General features: G+C 63.5%; 18 protein-coding genes. 10 read left to right on the top strand and 8 right to left on the bottom strand.

Annotated features, from left to right (window positions below; all coding sequences use genetic code 11):
* Window positions 1-27: 27 nt before the first annotated feature.
* Window positions 28-990 (top strand): alpha/beta fold hydrolase, encoded by a 963-nt coding sequence (locus BMW76_RS23190; RefSeq protein ID WP_090869407.1) that lies wholly within the window; start codon window positions 28-30, stop codon window positions 988-990.
* Window positions 991-1030: 40 nt separating this feature from the next.
* Here BMW76_RS23190 and BMW76_RS23185 read toward each other — a convergent pair whose 3' ends face one another.
* From BMW76_RS23185 to BMW76_RS23175, 3 genes are all read right to left on the bottom strand, one after another.
* Window positions 1031-1294, bottom strand: coding sequence for a hypothetical protein (locus BMW76_RS23185; RefSeq protein WP_090869354.1), 264 nt, complete (start codon window positions 1292-1294; stop codon window positions 1031-1033).
* A gap of 186 nt (window positions 1295-1480) precedes the next feature.
* Window positions 1481-1762, bottom strand: coding sequence for a hypothetical protein (locus BMW76_RS23180; RefSeq protein WP_090869405.1), 282 nt, complete (start codon window positions 1760-1762; stop codon window positions 1481-1483).
* Window positions 1763-1920: 158 nt separating this feature from the next.
* Window positions 1921-2265: a cupin domain-containing protein gene (locus tag BMW76_RS23175; protein WP_090869352.1), complete on the bottom strand. Its 345-nt coding sequence runs from the start codon at window positions 2263-2265 to the stop codon at window positions 1921-1923.
* Window positions 2266-2550: 285 nt separating this feature from the next.
* Between BMW76_RS23175 and BMW76_RS23170 the strand changes: the two genes are divergently transcribed.
* Window positions 2551-2871: a DUF4148 domain-containing protein gene (locus tag BMW76_RS23170; protein WP_090869404.1), complete on the top strand. Its 321-nt coding sequence runs from the start codon at window positions 2551-2553 to the stop codon at window positions 2869-2871.
* Window positions 2872-3132: 261 nt separating this feature from the next.
* Here BMW76_RS23170 and BMW76_RS23165 read toward each other — a convergent pair whose 3' ends face one another.
* Window positions 3133-4077, bottom strand: a complete 945-nt coding sequence (locus BMW76_RS23165; RefSeq protein WP_090869350.1) for a LysR substrate-binding domain-containing protein — start codon at window positions 4075-4077, stop codon at window positions 3133-3135.
* A 191-nt stretch (window positions 4078-4268) separates the two neighbouring features.
* Between BMW76_RS23165 and gtdA the strand changes: the two genes are divergently transcribed.
* The 5 genes from gtdA to BMW76_RS23140 all read left to right on the top strand — a co-directional run bounded on the left by gtdA (window position 4269) and on the right by BMW76_RS23140 (window position 9531).
* Entirely contained in the window at window positions 4269-5315 is a 1047-nt protein-coding gene (gtdA, locus tag BMW76_RS23160) for a gentisate 1,2-dioxygenase (RefSeq protein WP_090869348.1), read from the top strand.
* Window positions 5316-5435: 120 nt separating this feature from the next.
* Window positions 5436-6134: a fumarylacetoacetate hydrolase family protein gene (locus BMW76_RS23155; RefSeq protein ID WP_090869346.1), complete on the top strand. Its 699-nt coding sequence runs from the start codon at window positions 5436-5438 to the stop codon at window positions 6132-6134.
* 41 nt (window positions 6135-6175) lie between these two features.
* Window positions 6176-6817 carry a maleylacetoacetate isomerase gene (gene maiA, locus BMW76_RS23150; protein ID WP_090869403.1) on the top strand — a complete coding sequence of 214 codons (642 nt, stop codon included), beginning with the start codon at window positions 6176-6178 and terminating at the stop codon, window positions 6815-6817.
* Between the two features lie 53 nt (window positions 6818-6870).
* On the top strand, window positions 6871-8079 hold the full coding sequence (locus BMW76_RS23145) for a 3-hydroxybenzoate 6-monooxygenase (protein WP_090869344.1): 1209 nt from the start codon (window positions 6871-6873) through the stop codon (window positions 8077-8079).
* 87 nt (window positions 8080-8166) lie between these two features.
* Window positions 8167-9531, top strand: a complete 1365-nt coding sequence (locus tag BMW76_RS23140; RefSeq protein ID WP_090869342.1) for an MFS transporter — start codon at window positions 8167-8169, stop codon at window positions 9529-9531.
* Window positions 9532-9588: 57 nt separating this feature from the next.
* On the opposite strand, the gene BMW76_RS23135 is transcribed toward BMW76_RS23140, so the two are convergent.
* Window positions 9589-10191 carry a phosphatase PAP2 family protein gene (locus tag BMW76_RS23135; protein WP_090869340.1) on the bottom strand — a complete coding sequence of 201 codons (603 nt, stop codon included), beginning with the start codon at window positions 10189-10191 and terminating at the stop codon, window positions 9589-9591.
* A 280-nt stretch (window positions 10192-10471) separates the two neighbouring features.
* Between BMW76_RS23135 and BMW76_RS23130 the strand changes: the two genes are divergently transcribed.
* Window positions 10472-11479, top strand: a complete 1008-nt coding sequence (locus tag BMW76_RS23130; protein WP_090869336.1) for an AraC family transcriptional regulator — start codon at window positions 10472-10474, stop codon at window positions 11477-11479.
* Here the strand turns inward: BMW76_RS23130 and BMW76_RS23125 are convergent.
* Window positions 11434-11970: a hypothetical protein gene (locus tag BMW76_RS23125; RefSeq protein WP_090869334.1), complete on the bottom strand. Its 537-nt coding sequence runs from the start codon at window positions 11968-11970 to the stop codon at window positions 11434-11436. The two genes, BMW76_RS23130 and BMW76_RS23125, sit on opposite strands and share 46 nt — an antisense overlap.
* A 465-nt stretch (window positions 11971-12435) precedes the next feature.
* On the opposite strand from BMW76_RS23125, the gene BMW76_RS23120 reads away from it, so the two are divergent.
* Window positions 12436-13137, top strand: coding sequence for an SDR family NAD(P)-dependent oxidoreductase (locus BMW76_RS23120; RefSeq protein ID WP_090869401.1), 702 nt, complete (start codon window positions 12436-12438; stop codon window positions 13135-13137).
* A 25-nt stretch (window positions 13138-13162) separates the two neighbouring features.
* Here the strand turns inward: BMW76_RS23120 and BMW76_RS40450 are convergent, their stop codons facing one another.
* Complete coding sequence (locus tag BMW76_RS40450; protein ID WP_143062300.1) at window positions 13163-13681, bottom strand: hypothetical protein; 519 nt, start codon at window positions 13679-13681, stop codon at window positions 13163-13165.
* Window positions 13682-13922: 241 nt separating this feature from the next.
* On the opposite strand from BMW76_RS40450, the gene BMW76_RS23115 reads away from it, so the two are divergent.
* Window positions 13923-14633 (top strand): lysophospholipid acyltransferase family protein, encoded by a 711-nt coding sequence (locus BMW76_RS23115; RefSeq protein WP_090869332.1) that lies wholly within the window; start codon window positions 13923-13925, stop codon window positions 14631-14633.
* A 71-nt stretch (window positions 14634-14704) separates the two neighbouring features.
* Here BMW76_RS23115 and BMW76_RS23110 read toward each other — a convergent pair whose 3' ends face one another.
* Window positions 14705-15190 carry a hypothetical protein gene (locus BMW76_RS23110; protein WP_090869330.1) on the bottom strand — a complete coding sequence of 162 codons (486 nt, stop codon included), beginning with the start codon at window positions 15188-15190 and terminating at the stop codon, window positions 14705-14707.
* Between the last annotated feature and the right edge of the window lie 22 nt (window positions 15191-15212).

The following is a 15212-nucleotide window of genomic DNA, read 5'->3' as shown; positions in this document are numbered from 1 at the left end:
GCCGCAAAGAAAACGGATGACTCGACCATGACCCGGACTCGCGCGGCATTGCGCATCAGATCGCACGGCACCACGCATCGCAGACTCTGCCGCGATGGCCATACGATCGCCTACACGGTACACGGCGACCCTGCCGGCGCGCCCGTCGTCGTGTTGCATGGCGGCCCGGGAAGCGGCAGTCAGCCTGGCGCGCTGCGTCTGTTCGATCTTGCGCGCATGCGCGTCATGATGGTGGATCAGCGAGGCACGGGGGCGTCGACGCCGCGCGGCAGTCTGCGTCACAACGATACGCAACGGCTGATCGGCGATCTCGAAGCGATACGCGCCGAGCTGGGCATCGCGCGATGGGGTGTCGTCGGCGGCTCGTGGGGCGCCGCGCTCGCGCTGGCTTATGCGGGAACGCATCCGGCGGCCGTCAGTGCCGTCGTGTTGCGCGGACTCTTCCTGACGTCGAAGCGCGAAGTGCGCCGACTGTTCGTGACCTCGCGTGCGCGTGCGCCGCGGGCCTGGCGCGCGCTGATGCATGCGACGGAATGCGAGCGCGCGTCGTCGTTATCGGCGGCCTGTATGCGGATGCCCGCGATGCAGCGCATGCAGGCCGATGCCGTCGCGTCGGCGTGGCGCGCGTATGAAAACGCGATTCTTATGCAGGCGTCGCCGCGACCCTCAGTGTCGCGCAAGACGATAGCATCTGGCCGTGACGATGCGATAACGGCGAAGTACCGTATCCAGGCCCACTATCTGATGCATGGCTGCTGGCTCGGCGAGCGGCGTCTGATTGCGTTGGCAAAGCGGGCCATTGCAGCGGGTGTCGCGATCCGTGCAGTGCATGGTCTGCGTGACCCCGTGTGCCCGCCGCAGAATCTGCATCGACTGATGCACGCGGTTCCTGCCGTGCATGGACACTTCGTCGATGCGGGTCATCTCGCATCCGATCCGCGTCTCGCACGCGCGCTGATCGCAACGATCCGCGATGCGTTTCTTAGCTGACAAACCCGCCGATAAGGCCGCCACGCGTTAGCTTTCGTGTTCAGCGAAGATGCCCGCTAAAGAGATCGGGCATCGCATCGTCGATCTGCTCGCGCGGCGGCAACGTGCCATCACGGACCTGTGCGAGTACGGCGGGCGGCAGCCAGGTCTCTTCCATTGCGCCGATCCCGCTTTCGATCATCTGTTGCAGGAAGAACGACTGCCTGCGCCCCGTGACTTCGGCCAATAGCCGCAACCTTCGTTCGATCGCCGGGTCCACGCGTACCGCAACCACCTTCAACTTGTTTTCGGCGGTCCTCTTCACCGTATGCTCCTGTTCACTGACTTCGCGCCGGAAACGGGCGAGCGGAGCTTCTACCACGACGGTTCATCGGATGGCAATGCCTTATGGGACTTCTTTGCCGAAAATCGTGGACCGGCTGTCGTCGGGTTCGACGAATGAAGGATGGCCCGGTCGACTTCGAGCCGATTCAAGCGCGTTCAAGCACCTTCAATCATCGTCATCGTCGTGATGATGACGATGCCAGCCGCGATGACGGCCATGATCATGCCACCAGCGTTCGTCGCGATAGCCGTATCCATAGCCGCCGTAGTAGACGGGCGCAGGCGCATAGACGGCGGGCGGCGGTGCTTCGTACACGACAGGCGGCTGCTCGACATAGACGGGAGCGGGGATGCCGAACGTCACGCCGACATCGACATGGGCGAATGCGGCCGTAGACGTACAGGCGGCGATGAGGCCAGCGGTGCAAATGAGGGTTAGGCGTTTCAACTTGTTGCTCCGTTGCGGGCGTTCGCGCAATGAATGCCACGGTGGCGAGTGACGGCATTCTATAAATGCAGTCGTTCTCATGTTGCATCCCGCATGTTGCGTCTGTAACGGGCAGTAACGGGCGGCTGCCTTCGCTTGCGCGTGTGATAGACGCGCCGCTAGCAGAAGCGCTGCGTCAGCTCGTAGATCAACAGGAACATGCAGCCGGTATCGCTTTTGAAGCCCGTATCGACGGTGCCCGATTCGGCGATACCGACCCAACCCGGCAACAGACGCTGCCCGTTCTGCGTCGCTTCACCTTCGAGCATGTAGATAAATTCCGGGCCCGTATGCAGATGCGTGGGAAAGACCGTGCCCGCCTCGAACCGCACGAGTTGCATCGCGCGGCCGTTGGCCTTGCCGAGATTCTTGATCTGCACGCCGCTTGTGCAAACCGATTGCGTCCACGGCAGCGCTTGCGCATCGACAGAAGAGAAGTGCGGCGTGGTGTGTGGTCCGTTCATTTCGTCTCCCTTTTGTGTGGCGTCAGCGCGTCGACGCGCAATCACTTCTGCGCGATCCGCCGGAGCATGCGTAGTGGAAGTGTAGATGCGGCTCGGAACGCAATCGGCGGCGAGCCCTGCCGCGATGGAAATTCCCCGACATGCAGCGATTCCCGTTTGTCACGTTTCGCGCAACTGTGAGTTGGTCGAATAGGTGTTTATCCCAGGTGCCGGCACTCCTACACTGTTTTCAACGCAACGAACAAACCGTTCGACGCATCCAAAATCAATCTGGAGGTAATGATCATGAAATCGCTCATCAAGGCCGTCGCAATTGCTGCTGTCCTCGCTGTTCCGGTTGCATCGTTCGCGCAATCCAGTCAGCCGGTTACTCGTGCACAGGTTCGCGCTGAACTGGTGCAACTGGAAAAGACCGGTTATGTGCCTTCGAACAGCAGCGACACGCAATACCCCGCCAACATCCAGTCGGCCGAAGCAAAGGTTCAAGCAGCCAATGGCGCCGAAACCAGCGGCATCGGCGGCACGGCAGACGGCACGTCGCAAGCAGGACAACGTGCATCGTTCGGTGCAGGCTCGTACTCGGTTCCCGTCTTCCAACATCATTGATCGACGGCGCTGGCTCGATGCAGCCAGCGTGACGTAGCGAACCAGCCAACCGCGACACGCGCCGTCAGACGACGGGACGCATGTCGCGGTTTCTTCTTTTGGCGAGCATCGCTGTTCGCATCGTAGTGGCGGCTGCTTGATCCTTCCGCGCTTTTTCTCTCCACTTTCGCGCCAGTCGCTGCGCGAGCGCGAGCGGCTCGCGGATGGATCGCGCTGAGCGCACTGAACGGACGACTCAAACGCGGGCGACTCAGACGCGGATCATCCTTCGCGCGCCATATGCCATCCGCCCGTCTTCGGATCGGCGTACGCGCGCAGTGCTTCGAGCGCCATCGCCACGGCTGCGCGATTCTCGTTTTCCGCGTGCCAGTACATCGACACCGAGCCGAAGCCTTCGAGCTGCATCGGCAGAATGCGAACGGCATTCAACTGCTCGAAGCGCAGCGCGGCCCGATGCGAGGCGACGCCCACCAGGTCCGTGTTGTTGAGCAGCGTGAGATTGAGGATCGACGAATTCGTTTCGACGCAATGGTTCGGCAACGCGCGGCCCACTGCCGAGAGCGCGGTCTCCAGCGCATTGCGCACGGGCGTGCCCTGCGGCCAGACGATCCACGAATACGCGAGCACGTCGTCCCAGCCGACCTTTGTCTTGTCCGTCAGCGGATGATGGGGCCGCGCCACGAAGTTGATGGGCTCGGTATAGAGCGGCTCGGTCTGCAACTGCGGATCGTCGTATTCCTGACCCGAGCGGCCGACGACGATATCCAGCTCGCCGCGCGCGAGCTGCGGCATCAGCTGGTTCATCGTGCTCTCGACGATTCGCACCTTCGCGCGCGGCATGCGCTCGAGCAGCCGCGACACCGCGAGCGGCACCGTGTCCGCCGCCGATACACCCGATGTGCCGATGCTCACGAGTCCGCTGCCGCCCTCGCGCAGCGCGAGCATGTCGTCGCGTGCGTTGTCGAGATGCGCTTCGATGCGGCGCGCGTGTTCGATCAGCGCGTCGCCATAAGGCGTCGGCCGCAAGCCGCGCGCATGCCGCTCGAAAAGCGCTAGGCCGACGTCCTCCTCCAGTTCCTTCAGCCATTTCGACAGCGCCGGCTGCGTCGTATTGAGAGCGGTTGCCGACTGGCTCAGATTGCCCGTGCTCGCAAGGCTCAGCAGCACCTGCAGATGCCGCAGACGCAGGCGATAAGTCCAGTCCATCGCGCAGTCCTCCCATAACGATCCATCGATCCGAGGTATATCCGAAATCGTATGGATTAGACGAATTCGCCATTTTACCGGGTATAGCTCCGTCGCATATAAATGATGCACAGAGTCCGGGAACCCGACGCGCGGCCCGCCCGCCGACGCATCCGGCCCCCGAGACACCGAAAGCAAGACAGGAGACGCGAATGACGAACATCAATCCGGGCGCAACGCGCGCGGCTTACTACGAGCAGATCGCCCGCCAGCGCATGACGCCGCTGTGGGAGTCGCTGCACAACCTCGTGCCGAAATCGCCGCAACCGAAAGCGCAGCCCGCGATCTGGAAGTATGCGCAGGTACGCGATCTCGTGATGGAGGCGGGCTCCGTGATCAGCGCGGAAGAGGCCGTGCGCCGCGTGCTGGTGCTCGAAAACCCCGGCTTGCCCGGCAAGTCGAGCATGACGCCGAACCTGTACGCCGGACTGCAACTGATCCTGCCCGGCGAGATCGCGCCGAGCCATCGGCATACGCAATCGGCGTTGCGCTTCATCGTCGAGGGCACGGGCGCGTGGACGGCCGTCAACGGCGAGCGCACGACGATGCATCCCGGCGACTTCATCATCACGCCGTCGTGGACATGGCACGACCACGGCAATCTGTCCGTCGAAGAAGGCGGCGAGCCCGTCGTGTGGCTCGACGGGCTCGATATCCCGCTCGTCGCGCAGATGGATGCGGGCTTTGCCGAGAACTACCCGGAAGCGACGCAGCCCGTCTCGCGCCCCGAAGGCGACAGCTTCGCGCGCTTCGGCCACAACATGGTGCCCGTGCGGCATCGCGTGTCCGATCCGACGTCGCCGATTTTCAGCTACCCGTACGAGCGCAGCCGCGAGGCGCTCGACGCGCTGTACCGCAACGGCGAGCTCGACGAATGGGACGGCGTGAAGCTGCGCTACGTGAACCCGGCGACGGGCGGCTGGCCGATGCCGACCATCGCGACCTTCATGCAATACCTGCCGAAGGGCTTCAAGGGCCGCACGTATCGCAGCACGGACGCGACGATCTACTGCGTCGTCGAAGGCAAGGGCACGGCGAAGATCGGCGACGACGAATTCGCGTTCGAGCCGCACGACGTGTTCGTCGCGCCCTCGTGGGCGCCCGTGCAACTGTCGGCATCGGCGGAAAGCGTGCTGTTCAGCTATTCGGATCGCCCTGTGCTTGCCGCGCTGAATCTGCTGCGCGAAGAACGCAGCTAGACGGCCGCTTTTCGTCCGCCTCTTCGTCCGCTTTTCGTCCGCCGCTTTCGGCATCCTTTGTTATCGCGCGCCGCATCGCGGCGCGTGCTCCATCCTTTTATCTGTCGAGTCGAACTCACCATGGCTTTTGTTTTCCCGCCCGAAGCGCCCGTCGCTGTTCCCGTCGCCGGCAGCGACGCTCAATTCGCGGTGCGCCGCGTCTACTGCGTGGGCCGCAACTACGCGGCGCACGCGCGCGAAATGGGCTTCGATCCCGATCGCGAGCCGCCGTTCTTCTTCTGCAAGCCCGCCGATGCCGTCGTGCCCGTCGCCTATGGCGAAACGCTGGAACTCGCGTATCCGTCGCAGACGCAGAACTATCACTACGAAGCGGAACTGGTCGCCGTAATCGGCAAGAGCGGCTCGGATATCGCCGTCGAAGATGCGCTCGACTACGTATGGGGCTACGCAGTCGGCCTCGACATGACGCGCCGCGATCTGCAGATGAAGATGCGCGAAATGGGCCGTCCGTGGGAAATCGGCAAGGCGTTCGATCGTTCAGCGCCGATGGGCCCGATTCACCCTGCGAGCGCGGCCGGCCACTTCGAGAACGCCGGCCTGTGGCTGACGGTCAACGGTGAGACGAAGCAGAGGAGTGACGTGTCGCATCTGATCTGGTCGGTTGCCGAGACGGTTGCCTATCTGTCGAAGTTCTTCTGCCTGGAGCCGGGCGACGTGATCTTCACGGGCACGCCCGAGGGCGTCGGCGCGGTGAAGTCGGGCGAGACGATGAAAGTCGGCGTCGAGCGTCTGGGTGAACTGACTGTGCGCGTCGTCTGACGCGGCGCTTTGCTACTGATGTACTGATGGAAGGTCAAGCCGTGCAACTCCATAGCTTCTTCAACAGCTCGACGTCATACCGCGTGCGCATCGCGCTTGCGCTCAAGGGCCTCGCGTACGACACGCTGCCCGTCAATATCCGCGTCTGCGAACATCGCGCGGTGGATTACGTGGCGAATGTGAATCCGTCTGCGTCGGTGCCCGCGCTGATCGACGGCGACTTCAAACTCGGCCAGTCGCTCGCGATCATCGACTATCTCGACCAGCAATATCCGGAGCCGCGCCTGATTCCGCTCGAACGCGAATTGCGCGCGCGCGTGCTCGAACTCTCTGCGCTCATTGCCTGCGATATTCATCCCGTCAACAACCTGCGCGTGCTGCGCTATCTGGAAACGGAACTGAAGGTCACGCCGCAGCAGAAGACCGCGTGGTATCGGCACTGGATCGCGGAAGGGATGGCGGGCGTCGAACGCCTGCTCGAACGCAGCAACGTGGGGCCGTGGTGCTTCGGCGTGCAGCCGACGCTCGCCGACGTGTGCCTCGTGCCGCAGATCGCGAACGCGCTGCGCATGGACTGCGATCTGCGCGCGTACCGGCGCGGCCTCGCCGTGTATGAGCACGCATTGAAACACCCCGCATTCGACGCCGCGCAGCCGCAGCGTCAGCCCGATTACAGCGCTTGATTGCAGCATCGCAACCGTCTGCAACGAAATCGAAGTAAGGCATGGAGACAGTCATGAGTGAGACAAACAGCAAAGGCGGGCGCGTGCTCGTGATCGGCGGTGGTATCGGCGGCCTCGCGGCAGCGCTGGCGCTCGCGCGTCAAGGCATTCGCGTGCAACTGCTCGAACAGGCGGCCGAGATCAAGGAGATCGGCGCCGGCATCCAGCTCGGCGCGAACGCGTTCAATGCGCTCGATGCACTCGGCGTCGGCGAGGCGGCGCGCAGCCGCGCGGTGTTCACCGACTACATGAAGCTGATGGATGCGCTCGACGCGAAGGAAATCGTGCGCATCGACGTCGGCGCGCCGTATCGCGCGCGCTTCGGCAATCCGTATGCGGTGATTCATCGCGCGGATATTCATCTGTCGATTCTCGAAGCCGTGCAGGATCATCCGCTGATCCAGTTCCGCACGAACACGCAGGTCTGCTCGCTCGAACAGGACGCGAGCGGCGTGACCGTCACCGATCAGCACGGCGAGCGTTATCGCGCGGATGCCGTGATTGGCTGCGACGGCGTGAAGTCGGCGATACGCAAGACGCTGATCGGCGACGATCATCGCGTGACGGGACACGTCGTGTATCGCGCGGTCGTCGAAGTCGGCAACATGCCGAAGGATTTGCAGATCAATGCGCCCGTCGTGTGGGCCGGGCCGCATTGTCACCTCGTGCACTATCCGCTGCGCGGCGGACAGCAATACAACCTCGTCGTCACGTTCCATAGCCGCGAGAAAGAAGAGTGGGGCGTGCGCGAAGGCAGCAAGGAAGAAGTGCTGTCGTACTTCGAAGGCATTCATCCGCTGCCGCATCAGATGCTCGACCGGCCGACTTCATGGAAGCGCTGGGCGACGGCCGATCGCGAGCCTGTCGAGCGCTGGAGCTATGGTCGCGCGACAGTGCTCGGCGATGCCGCGCATCCGATGACGCAATACCTCGCGCAGGGCGCCTGCCAGGCGCTCGAAGACGCCGTCACGCTCGGCGCTGCCGTTGCCGCCACTGATGGCGATTTCGAAGCGGCGTTCAAGCTGTACGAAACGGCGCGCATTCCGCGCACTGCGCGCGTGCTGTACTCGACGCGTGAGATGGGGCGCATCTATCACGCGAAGGGCGTCGAGCGTCTGGTGCGCAATTCGCTGTGGGTCGGCCGCACGCAGGAGCAGTTCTACGATGCGCTGCAATGGCTGCACGGATGGCGCGCGGAAGATTGCCTGAAGGGCGTCGCCTGAGGACTGAAGCGAGAAGTGAATTGAATGACGGGCGGACCGGCCAAAAAAAAAGAACGGACGCCTGCCTCTAACTGAAGGAGACAGGTGATGGTGTACGCGCAGCCAGTCAACGTCACGGACGTCATCGACCGCAATCGGGTCTCGCCGTTTCAGCTGACGATCGTCGTGTTGTGTTTTCTGATCGTCGCGATCGATGGATTCGATACGGCATCGATCGGCTTCATCGCGCCCGTCATTCGCGCGCAATGGCAGTTGTCGCCGGCGGAGCTTGCGCCTGTGTTCGGCGCGGGGCTCGCGGGCCTGATGGCAGGCGCGCTCGTGTTCGGTCCGTTCGGCGATCGCGTGGGGCGCAAGCGTTTGTTGCTCGCGTGCGTGCTGTGCTTCGGCGCTGCGAGCGCGGCGTCGGCGTGGTCGGGCGGATTGAATGAGCTGATCGCGTGGCGGTTTCTCACGGGACTCGGGCTCGGCGGCGCGATGCCGAATGCGATCACGTTGACATCCGAGTATTGCCCGTCGCGGCGCCGCTCGTTTCTCGTCACGACGATGTTCTGCGGCTTCACGATTGGCTCGGCGCTGGGCGGCATCGTCGCGGCCGAACTGATCGAGCATTTCGGCTGGCGCTTGGTGCTGCTGACGGGCGGTGTCGCGCCGCTTCTGCTCGTGCCCCTGCTCGCGTGGCGGCTGCCCGAATCCGTGCGCTATCTCGTCAGTGCAGGCAAGCGCGCGGAGCATGTGACGCGGCTGCTCGCGCGCATCGCGCCGCATGAAGATTTTTCGCAAGCGACTTTTGTCGCGCCGCACGGCAAGCCGGCGGGCTCGCCCGTCAGTCATCTGTTTCGCGCGGATCTGCTGCGCGGCACGCTGCTGCTGTGGCTGACGTTCTTCATGAGCCTGCTCGTGATCTATCTGCTGTCGAGCTGGCTGCCGACGCTTTTGCGCACGACGGGCGTTTCGCTGCATACGGCGGCGCTCGTGACGGCGATGTTCCAGGTCGGCGGCTCGGTCGGCGCGATCGTGCTCGGCTGGCTGATGGACCGCTTCAACCCGCATTACGTGCTGGCGCTCGGGTATGCGCTGGCGGGTCTCTTCACGGCGGCCATCGGCAGTCTTGCCGCGTCGCCGTGGCTCGCGGCATTGGCCGTGTTCGCGGCGGGCTTTTGCGTATCGGGTTCGCAGGTGGGCGCGAATGCATTGTCGGCCGTGTTCTATCCGACCGACTGCCGCGCGACGGGCGTCAGCTGGGCGAACGGAATCGGACGCAGCGGATCGGTCGTCGGTTCGCTGGCGGGCGGCGCGATGCTGGCGGCAGGGCTGCCGCTGCCGGCGATGTTCATGCTGATAGCGATACCCGCCGTCGTTGCGGCCGCGTCGATCTTCGTGCTGGGTGCGCGGGCGACGCGGGATGTGCGCGGCGAGACGCCGGATACGCTTGCGCCGGAACAGACGGGCTGATCGAAATGATCCTGGCGCGTGCGGTTTTCTGGCACGCGCTCGGACTTACTTTAACGACTACCGCGAAATCCACCCACGCCCGATCGGCCATGCAAGCAGCTTGCGATAGAGCGCGATCAGCACGCCCATCACCGCTTCACCGGCTGACGACCAAAGCGGCGTCACAACGACGAACGCTGCGCATGCAATCACGACTGCGCCCGCCATATCGAATGGAAAGTGCACGCCGATGAACACGCGCGCGCACGCAACGGCGAGCCCGGCCACGAGCATCAGCGCGCCGTACCATCGAATACGAGCCAGCAGCAGAGTCAGTGCAACGCTGGCGAACACTGTGCCGTGATCGCTGGGAAACGACGAATCGGCGACATGTTCGACGGACGTATGGCCGAGCCCGATCATGAAGGGGCGTGGATGCATCCAGTAAAGCCCGATGATCTGATTGCACCCGAGCGCAAGCAGCGCGACGCAGCATGCGCGCACGGCCGCCGCGCGCTGGTGCTGTCCGCCGGACAGCCAAAGCACGCCGAGCGTGAGCGGAACGAGGTAGATAGCGTAATCGGCGATCGCAATCGCGATGTCGATTTGCCAGCGCGGCGTCGAGGCCGTCGCGTCGATCATCAGAAAGAGCGCCTGATTGAACGCTTCGAGTGTATTCATGCTGCAATCGTGTCGATGAACAGAGCTGCCCCACAAGGACCCAACAAGGAAGGCAGAAGAAAGGAAGGCAGAAGACCGGCCCGATCGTACTGGCCGAACCTTATGTCACGCTTAGCCGCTCGAATAGCGCTCCGACGTGCAGCCCACCAACCGCCCAACGCATTCATGGCGCCTCGCGCCACCTTCATCAGGCGAACGGAGTATTCTTTCGGTGCGCTTGCAAAAGACGGCGTTATCACCGTCTTTTTAGCTACATGCGGAAATCGAATGGCGGTGCTTCATGGATGCGGTCTCTGACGTGTTGCGCGTCGTGCGTCTGTCCGGCGCAGTCTATCTGCACGCTGAACTGACGGCGCCGTGGTGTCTGTTCGGCCACCCCGATCAGAAGTTGTGCACCGCCTGGTTGCCCAGAGCGGATCGCGTGGTCTCCTATCATCTGATCACGGAAGGGACTTGCTGGGCGCATCTTCCCGACTGCGCCGATCCCGCCATCTGCGTGAGCGCGGGCGAACTGCTCGTCGTGCCGCAAGGCGAGGCGCACATCATGGGGAGCGCGCCCGATCTCTCGCCCGTGCCGGCGGGACCGCTGCTCGAATCGCAGCTCGGTACCACGCCGGGCGAACTGCTGAATCTCTCGCATGGCGGCGGCGGCGCGCCGACGCGCCTCCTGTGCGGCTTTCTCGCTTGCGATGATGCGCTGAGCAATCCCGTGCTGGGCTCTCTGCCGCGCCTCTTCAAGGTCGACGTGCGCAACGATCCGCAGTCGTCGTGGCTCGAAGCATCGCTGCGCTTCGCCGCGTCCGAGGCTGCGCAATCGCGCGCGGGCAGCGCGATCGTTCTCGCGCGGCTGTCGGAGCTGCTATTCGTATGGGCCGTGCGACGCTGCATCGACGACTTGCCCGCGGAACGCAAGAACTGGCTCGCGGGCGTGAAGGACCGTTTCGTCGGCCGCGCGCTGTCGATGCTGCACGCGCAACCGTCATACGACTGGACCGTCGACGAGCTTGCGCGAAAAGTTGGTCTGTCGCGCTCCGCGTTTTCACATCGTTTCAGCGATCTGCTCGGACAGCCGCCGATGCAATATCTCGCACGTTGGCGCCTGATCGTCGCGGCGCAGGAGCTGTCGTACAGCAGCAAGGCGATTGCGGCGATCGCCGAGCAGGTCGGCTACGAATCGGAATCGGCATTCCATCGCGCGTTCAGGCGCGAGTTCGGCATGCCGCCCGCCGCGTGGCGAAAGCGTCATAGCCATGTCGACGGCGCTGAGGTCATCGCCGAAAGCCAGTAACGTTGCCAATCGATCGGCGTTCGTACAGTGCGCATTGGGCTCACGGTCGGCGCAACGCGCGAAGGCTCGCGCAACGTAAAACCGCGCGGATCGATGCGCGTGGCGCGGACGGCGACGGCGCGCCGCATCGCTCGCATCCGCATCGAAGGCGAGGGATGCAAACGGCTTCCGATGTCATGCATCAACCGGCGCATCGCGGCGTGCCATGCGAGCGGATCGAGTATCCGGCTGCCGCGCAGCGACTTCAATAGCGACAGCGCGGTGCCGAGTTCCCGCATATGTCTGCCGTGATCGTCGTTCAGCTGACGCAGCGCCGTATAGCAGGCATCCCAGCCGACGTGCGAATGCACATGCAGCAGCGCGAGCAGTAACACGGGCGGCAGCAGTGCGAGGCCGCCTTGCATCAACGCATCGCGTTGCAGTTGCTGCACGAGTTGCTCGTAGGGGTCTTCGCTGACGCAATGTCGGCGCGGGTCCGGCAGATGATGCATGACAGGGTCTCCTCTTTCGCAAGGGTCGCGGTTTTCGTGGCCGATGGCCGGCGACGCATCGCATCCGGTCACGGCGACGGAAAAGGCAGGACACCCTGATTTCAGAAGACCTTGCTGCCCGACGTTAAGAAACGCGCTTGCTGCAACAGATGATTCATGGTGCTCGATGCCGTCTTGTGAGTGACTATGAGGCAATATGTGGAATTGGCCATTGCCCTTGCGTCGCGCCTCTTTGTCCGATCGTCCTGTTTTCGTGAGCGCATCGCGCGGACATTGCGTGCCGTACTGCCGCGCTGTCGTGTGCCGCGCGCGATGACGCAATCGCCTTTAGTCATTCTTAACGTGCGCTTTCGTTTCGATTGCTCTAAAACTGGTCTGTGGACGCGGCGTCTGCATCGACTAAAAAAGAGTGGTCATATGAATGCTCAAGGCTGAGGCGGACCACGATTTGGGAGCGTGTACTTCATGAACAGTCTCGATGGAACCATCGTCGCCGTGACGGGCGCCTTCGGCAGCCTGGGTCTCGCCACGGCGCAATTGCTGGCGCAGCGCGGCGCGAAAGTCGCGCTCGTCGGACGCGGGGCGGCGCCCACGGACTTGCCCGCGCCGCTCGCGCAAGCCTGCATCGCGAGCGCTGTCGATCTCGCGGAACCAGAAGCCGCCCAACGTGCGATCGATTCGATCGCAAGCCGGCTCGGCGGCCTGAACGCGCTCGTCAACGTGGCAGGCGGCTTCAGTTGGGAGACGCTCACCGATGGCGGCGCGCAAACCTGGCAGCGAATGTTCGACGTGAACGTGAAGACGACGCTGAACGCATCGAAGGCGGCGCTCGCGCATCTGACTGCGGCGACGGGCGGACGCATCGTCAACATCGGCGCAATGGCCGCGTTGAAGGCGGGAATGGGGATGGGTGCCTACGCGGCGTCGAAGGCTGCCGTGATGCGTTTGACGGAAGCGCTTGCCGAAGAACTCAAGGACAAGGGCGCGACCGTCAACGCGATCTTGCCGAGCATCATCGATACGCCGCAGAACCGCGCCGACATGCCCGACGCCGATTTCACGCGTTGGGTGACGCCAGAGCAGATCGCGGCGGTGATCGCGTTCCTGCTGTCGAAAGAGGCGCAGTGCATCACAGGAGCGCTGATTCCTGTCGCCGGACGTGTTTGAACCAAAGGCACGGCTTTCAGGCGGTTCATCGATCCCTCTTCGGAGGGGCGTTTTTACCGCCGCATACTTTTGCGCAACGCTTGTACTGCTTGCGCAACTCGGCGATCTTCGCCACGACGCTCGCCAGAATGCCGAGCGCACCGATTGTTTCGACCAACGCGGAAAGCATGAACGTCTCCTTTGCACGGGCGATGGGTGCCGGCAACGTGAGACTGGAGCGTAAGGCCGCTGCGGGCCGCTCACAATCTGGAAGTTCCGGACCCAGACTTCGCCGCTGCCGAAGCATCGCATTCGCGCGAGGGGGCATGCGCAAAAGGATGCGTCGATGAAGAGGAGGACGATTCACGCGACGCATGATTTGAATGTCGACACGCGCGGCAGATTTCGTCTGAACGTTGGCTTGCCCACATTGCAGCGCGCATTCGTCGGCGATACTTTGCTCGCGCACGGGGGAAGTTTGCGCATCACGACAAGTCGAAAGAGGCAGAGCGTTGTGGCGTCTGCAAGCCACTAGCGCCACGCGGCGCGAACCTTTGCCGAACATCTGGCCTTCCGGCGCCGCCCGGCGACCGCGGCCTCAAAAAATAAAGACTGAACGCCGGCTCTCGCCGGCGTTTTCTTCGTCGCGTGCGGTGTGGCGCGGTAGCGGATCAAAGGACAACACAGCGGATCGCCCGACGTCGATCGCCTGCGCATTGCAGCATTGCTTCGTGCGGATAGCGCATCGCCGGTAGTATCTGGGTTTTGGCTTGCGCCTTCGCTCCTATCTATCGATGCCACATAACATGCGTGCTGTGCTCAACAAATGGCTTTTCATCGTCTACCTGCTGGGTAGCGGAACGATCTGGTCCACGGTGATGCTGCTGCTCTATCCGTTTGTCGGCCGCTCGGGCCGCTATGCGCTCGCGGCGTCGTGGTGCCGCGCGCTGGTGCGCGTGATGCGCGTGTTGCCGGGCATTCGCTGCTCGATAGAAGGCCTCGAGCATCTGCCGAAAGAACCATCGATCATCCTCTGCCGGCACGAGTCGACATGGGAGACGCTCGCGTTTCTCGGACTCTTTCCACGCCGGATCAGCTTCGTGTTCAAGCAGGATCTTTTGCGCATCCCTTTCTTCGGCTGGGTGCTGAAGGGACTCGACATGGTGAGTCTCGACCGCGGCTCGCCCCGGCAGGCGCACGTCGCCGTCACGCGTGAAGCTGCGGAGCGCCTTTCGAAAGGCGATATCGTCGTGATTTTTCCGGAAGGCACGCGCGTGCCGCATGATGCGCCCGTCAGGCTGACATCGGGCGGCGTGCGCCTCGCGTGCGCCACGGGCGCGATGATCGTGCCCGTAGTGCACAACGCGGGCAAGGTGTGGCCCGCGAAAGGCTGGCCGACGGGGGCGGGGCATATCCGCGTCGTCGTCGGTCCTACGCTGTCGCCTGCCGAGCGGTCGCCGCAGGAACTGATCCACGACGTCCACGACTGGATGCAGTCGGAGTTGAAGAAGCTCTAGCGCGGGCCGTTCGCATCGTGCGGCGCGATGGCCGGGTCGCTTGATCGCGCGCCGCGTGACGCGCTATGCGCTTATGCCGTCACGGTGGCAGCCAGGTTGCCGTGTGCGATTTGCTGCTCGATGCGCATCAGTCCTTCGATCATCCGCGCTTCGGCCTTCGCGATGTCATCCAGCGACGCATCGGCGAGTTGCCGCTCGAAGATACCGAGCGCGATGGTCAGCCACGCGTAGTTGTCACCCTCGATGATCCACTTGCCGTGCCTCTTCTCGATTGCGTCGATGTCCGTCATTGCGATCTGCGCTTCGGCGATATCGTCGAGCGCTTCAGGAAGATGACCGATGCGGCCGAGTTCTTCGGCGACGAGCAGTTGCCGTCCGAGCGTCGTGTACAGCTCGCGCGAGCCATGACCTCGGCGGAACGCGTCGAGACTCGCGTACGCCTGCAGCAGCATCGCGCGCGTGATGGGCTCGTGTGCGGCGCGGCTGAACGTCAGCGCGCGCAGCAGCGGCGACATGGCGGGACGGGTCTGTTTGCGGCTACGCGATTTGTGCGACATGGTGGTGTACCTCTTCTCTTCG

The sequence above is a fragment of the Paraburkholderia diazotrophica genome, assembly GCF_900108945.1.
GTDB lineage: Bacteria > Pseudomonadota > Gammaproteobacteria > Burkholderiales > Burkholderiaceae > Paraburkholderia > Paraburkholderia diazotrophica.
This window is presented reverse-complemented; position numbering and strand designations above follow the sequence as displayed.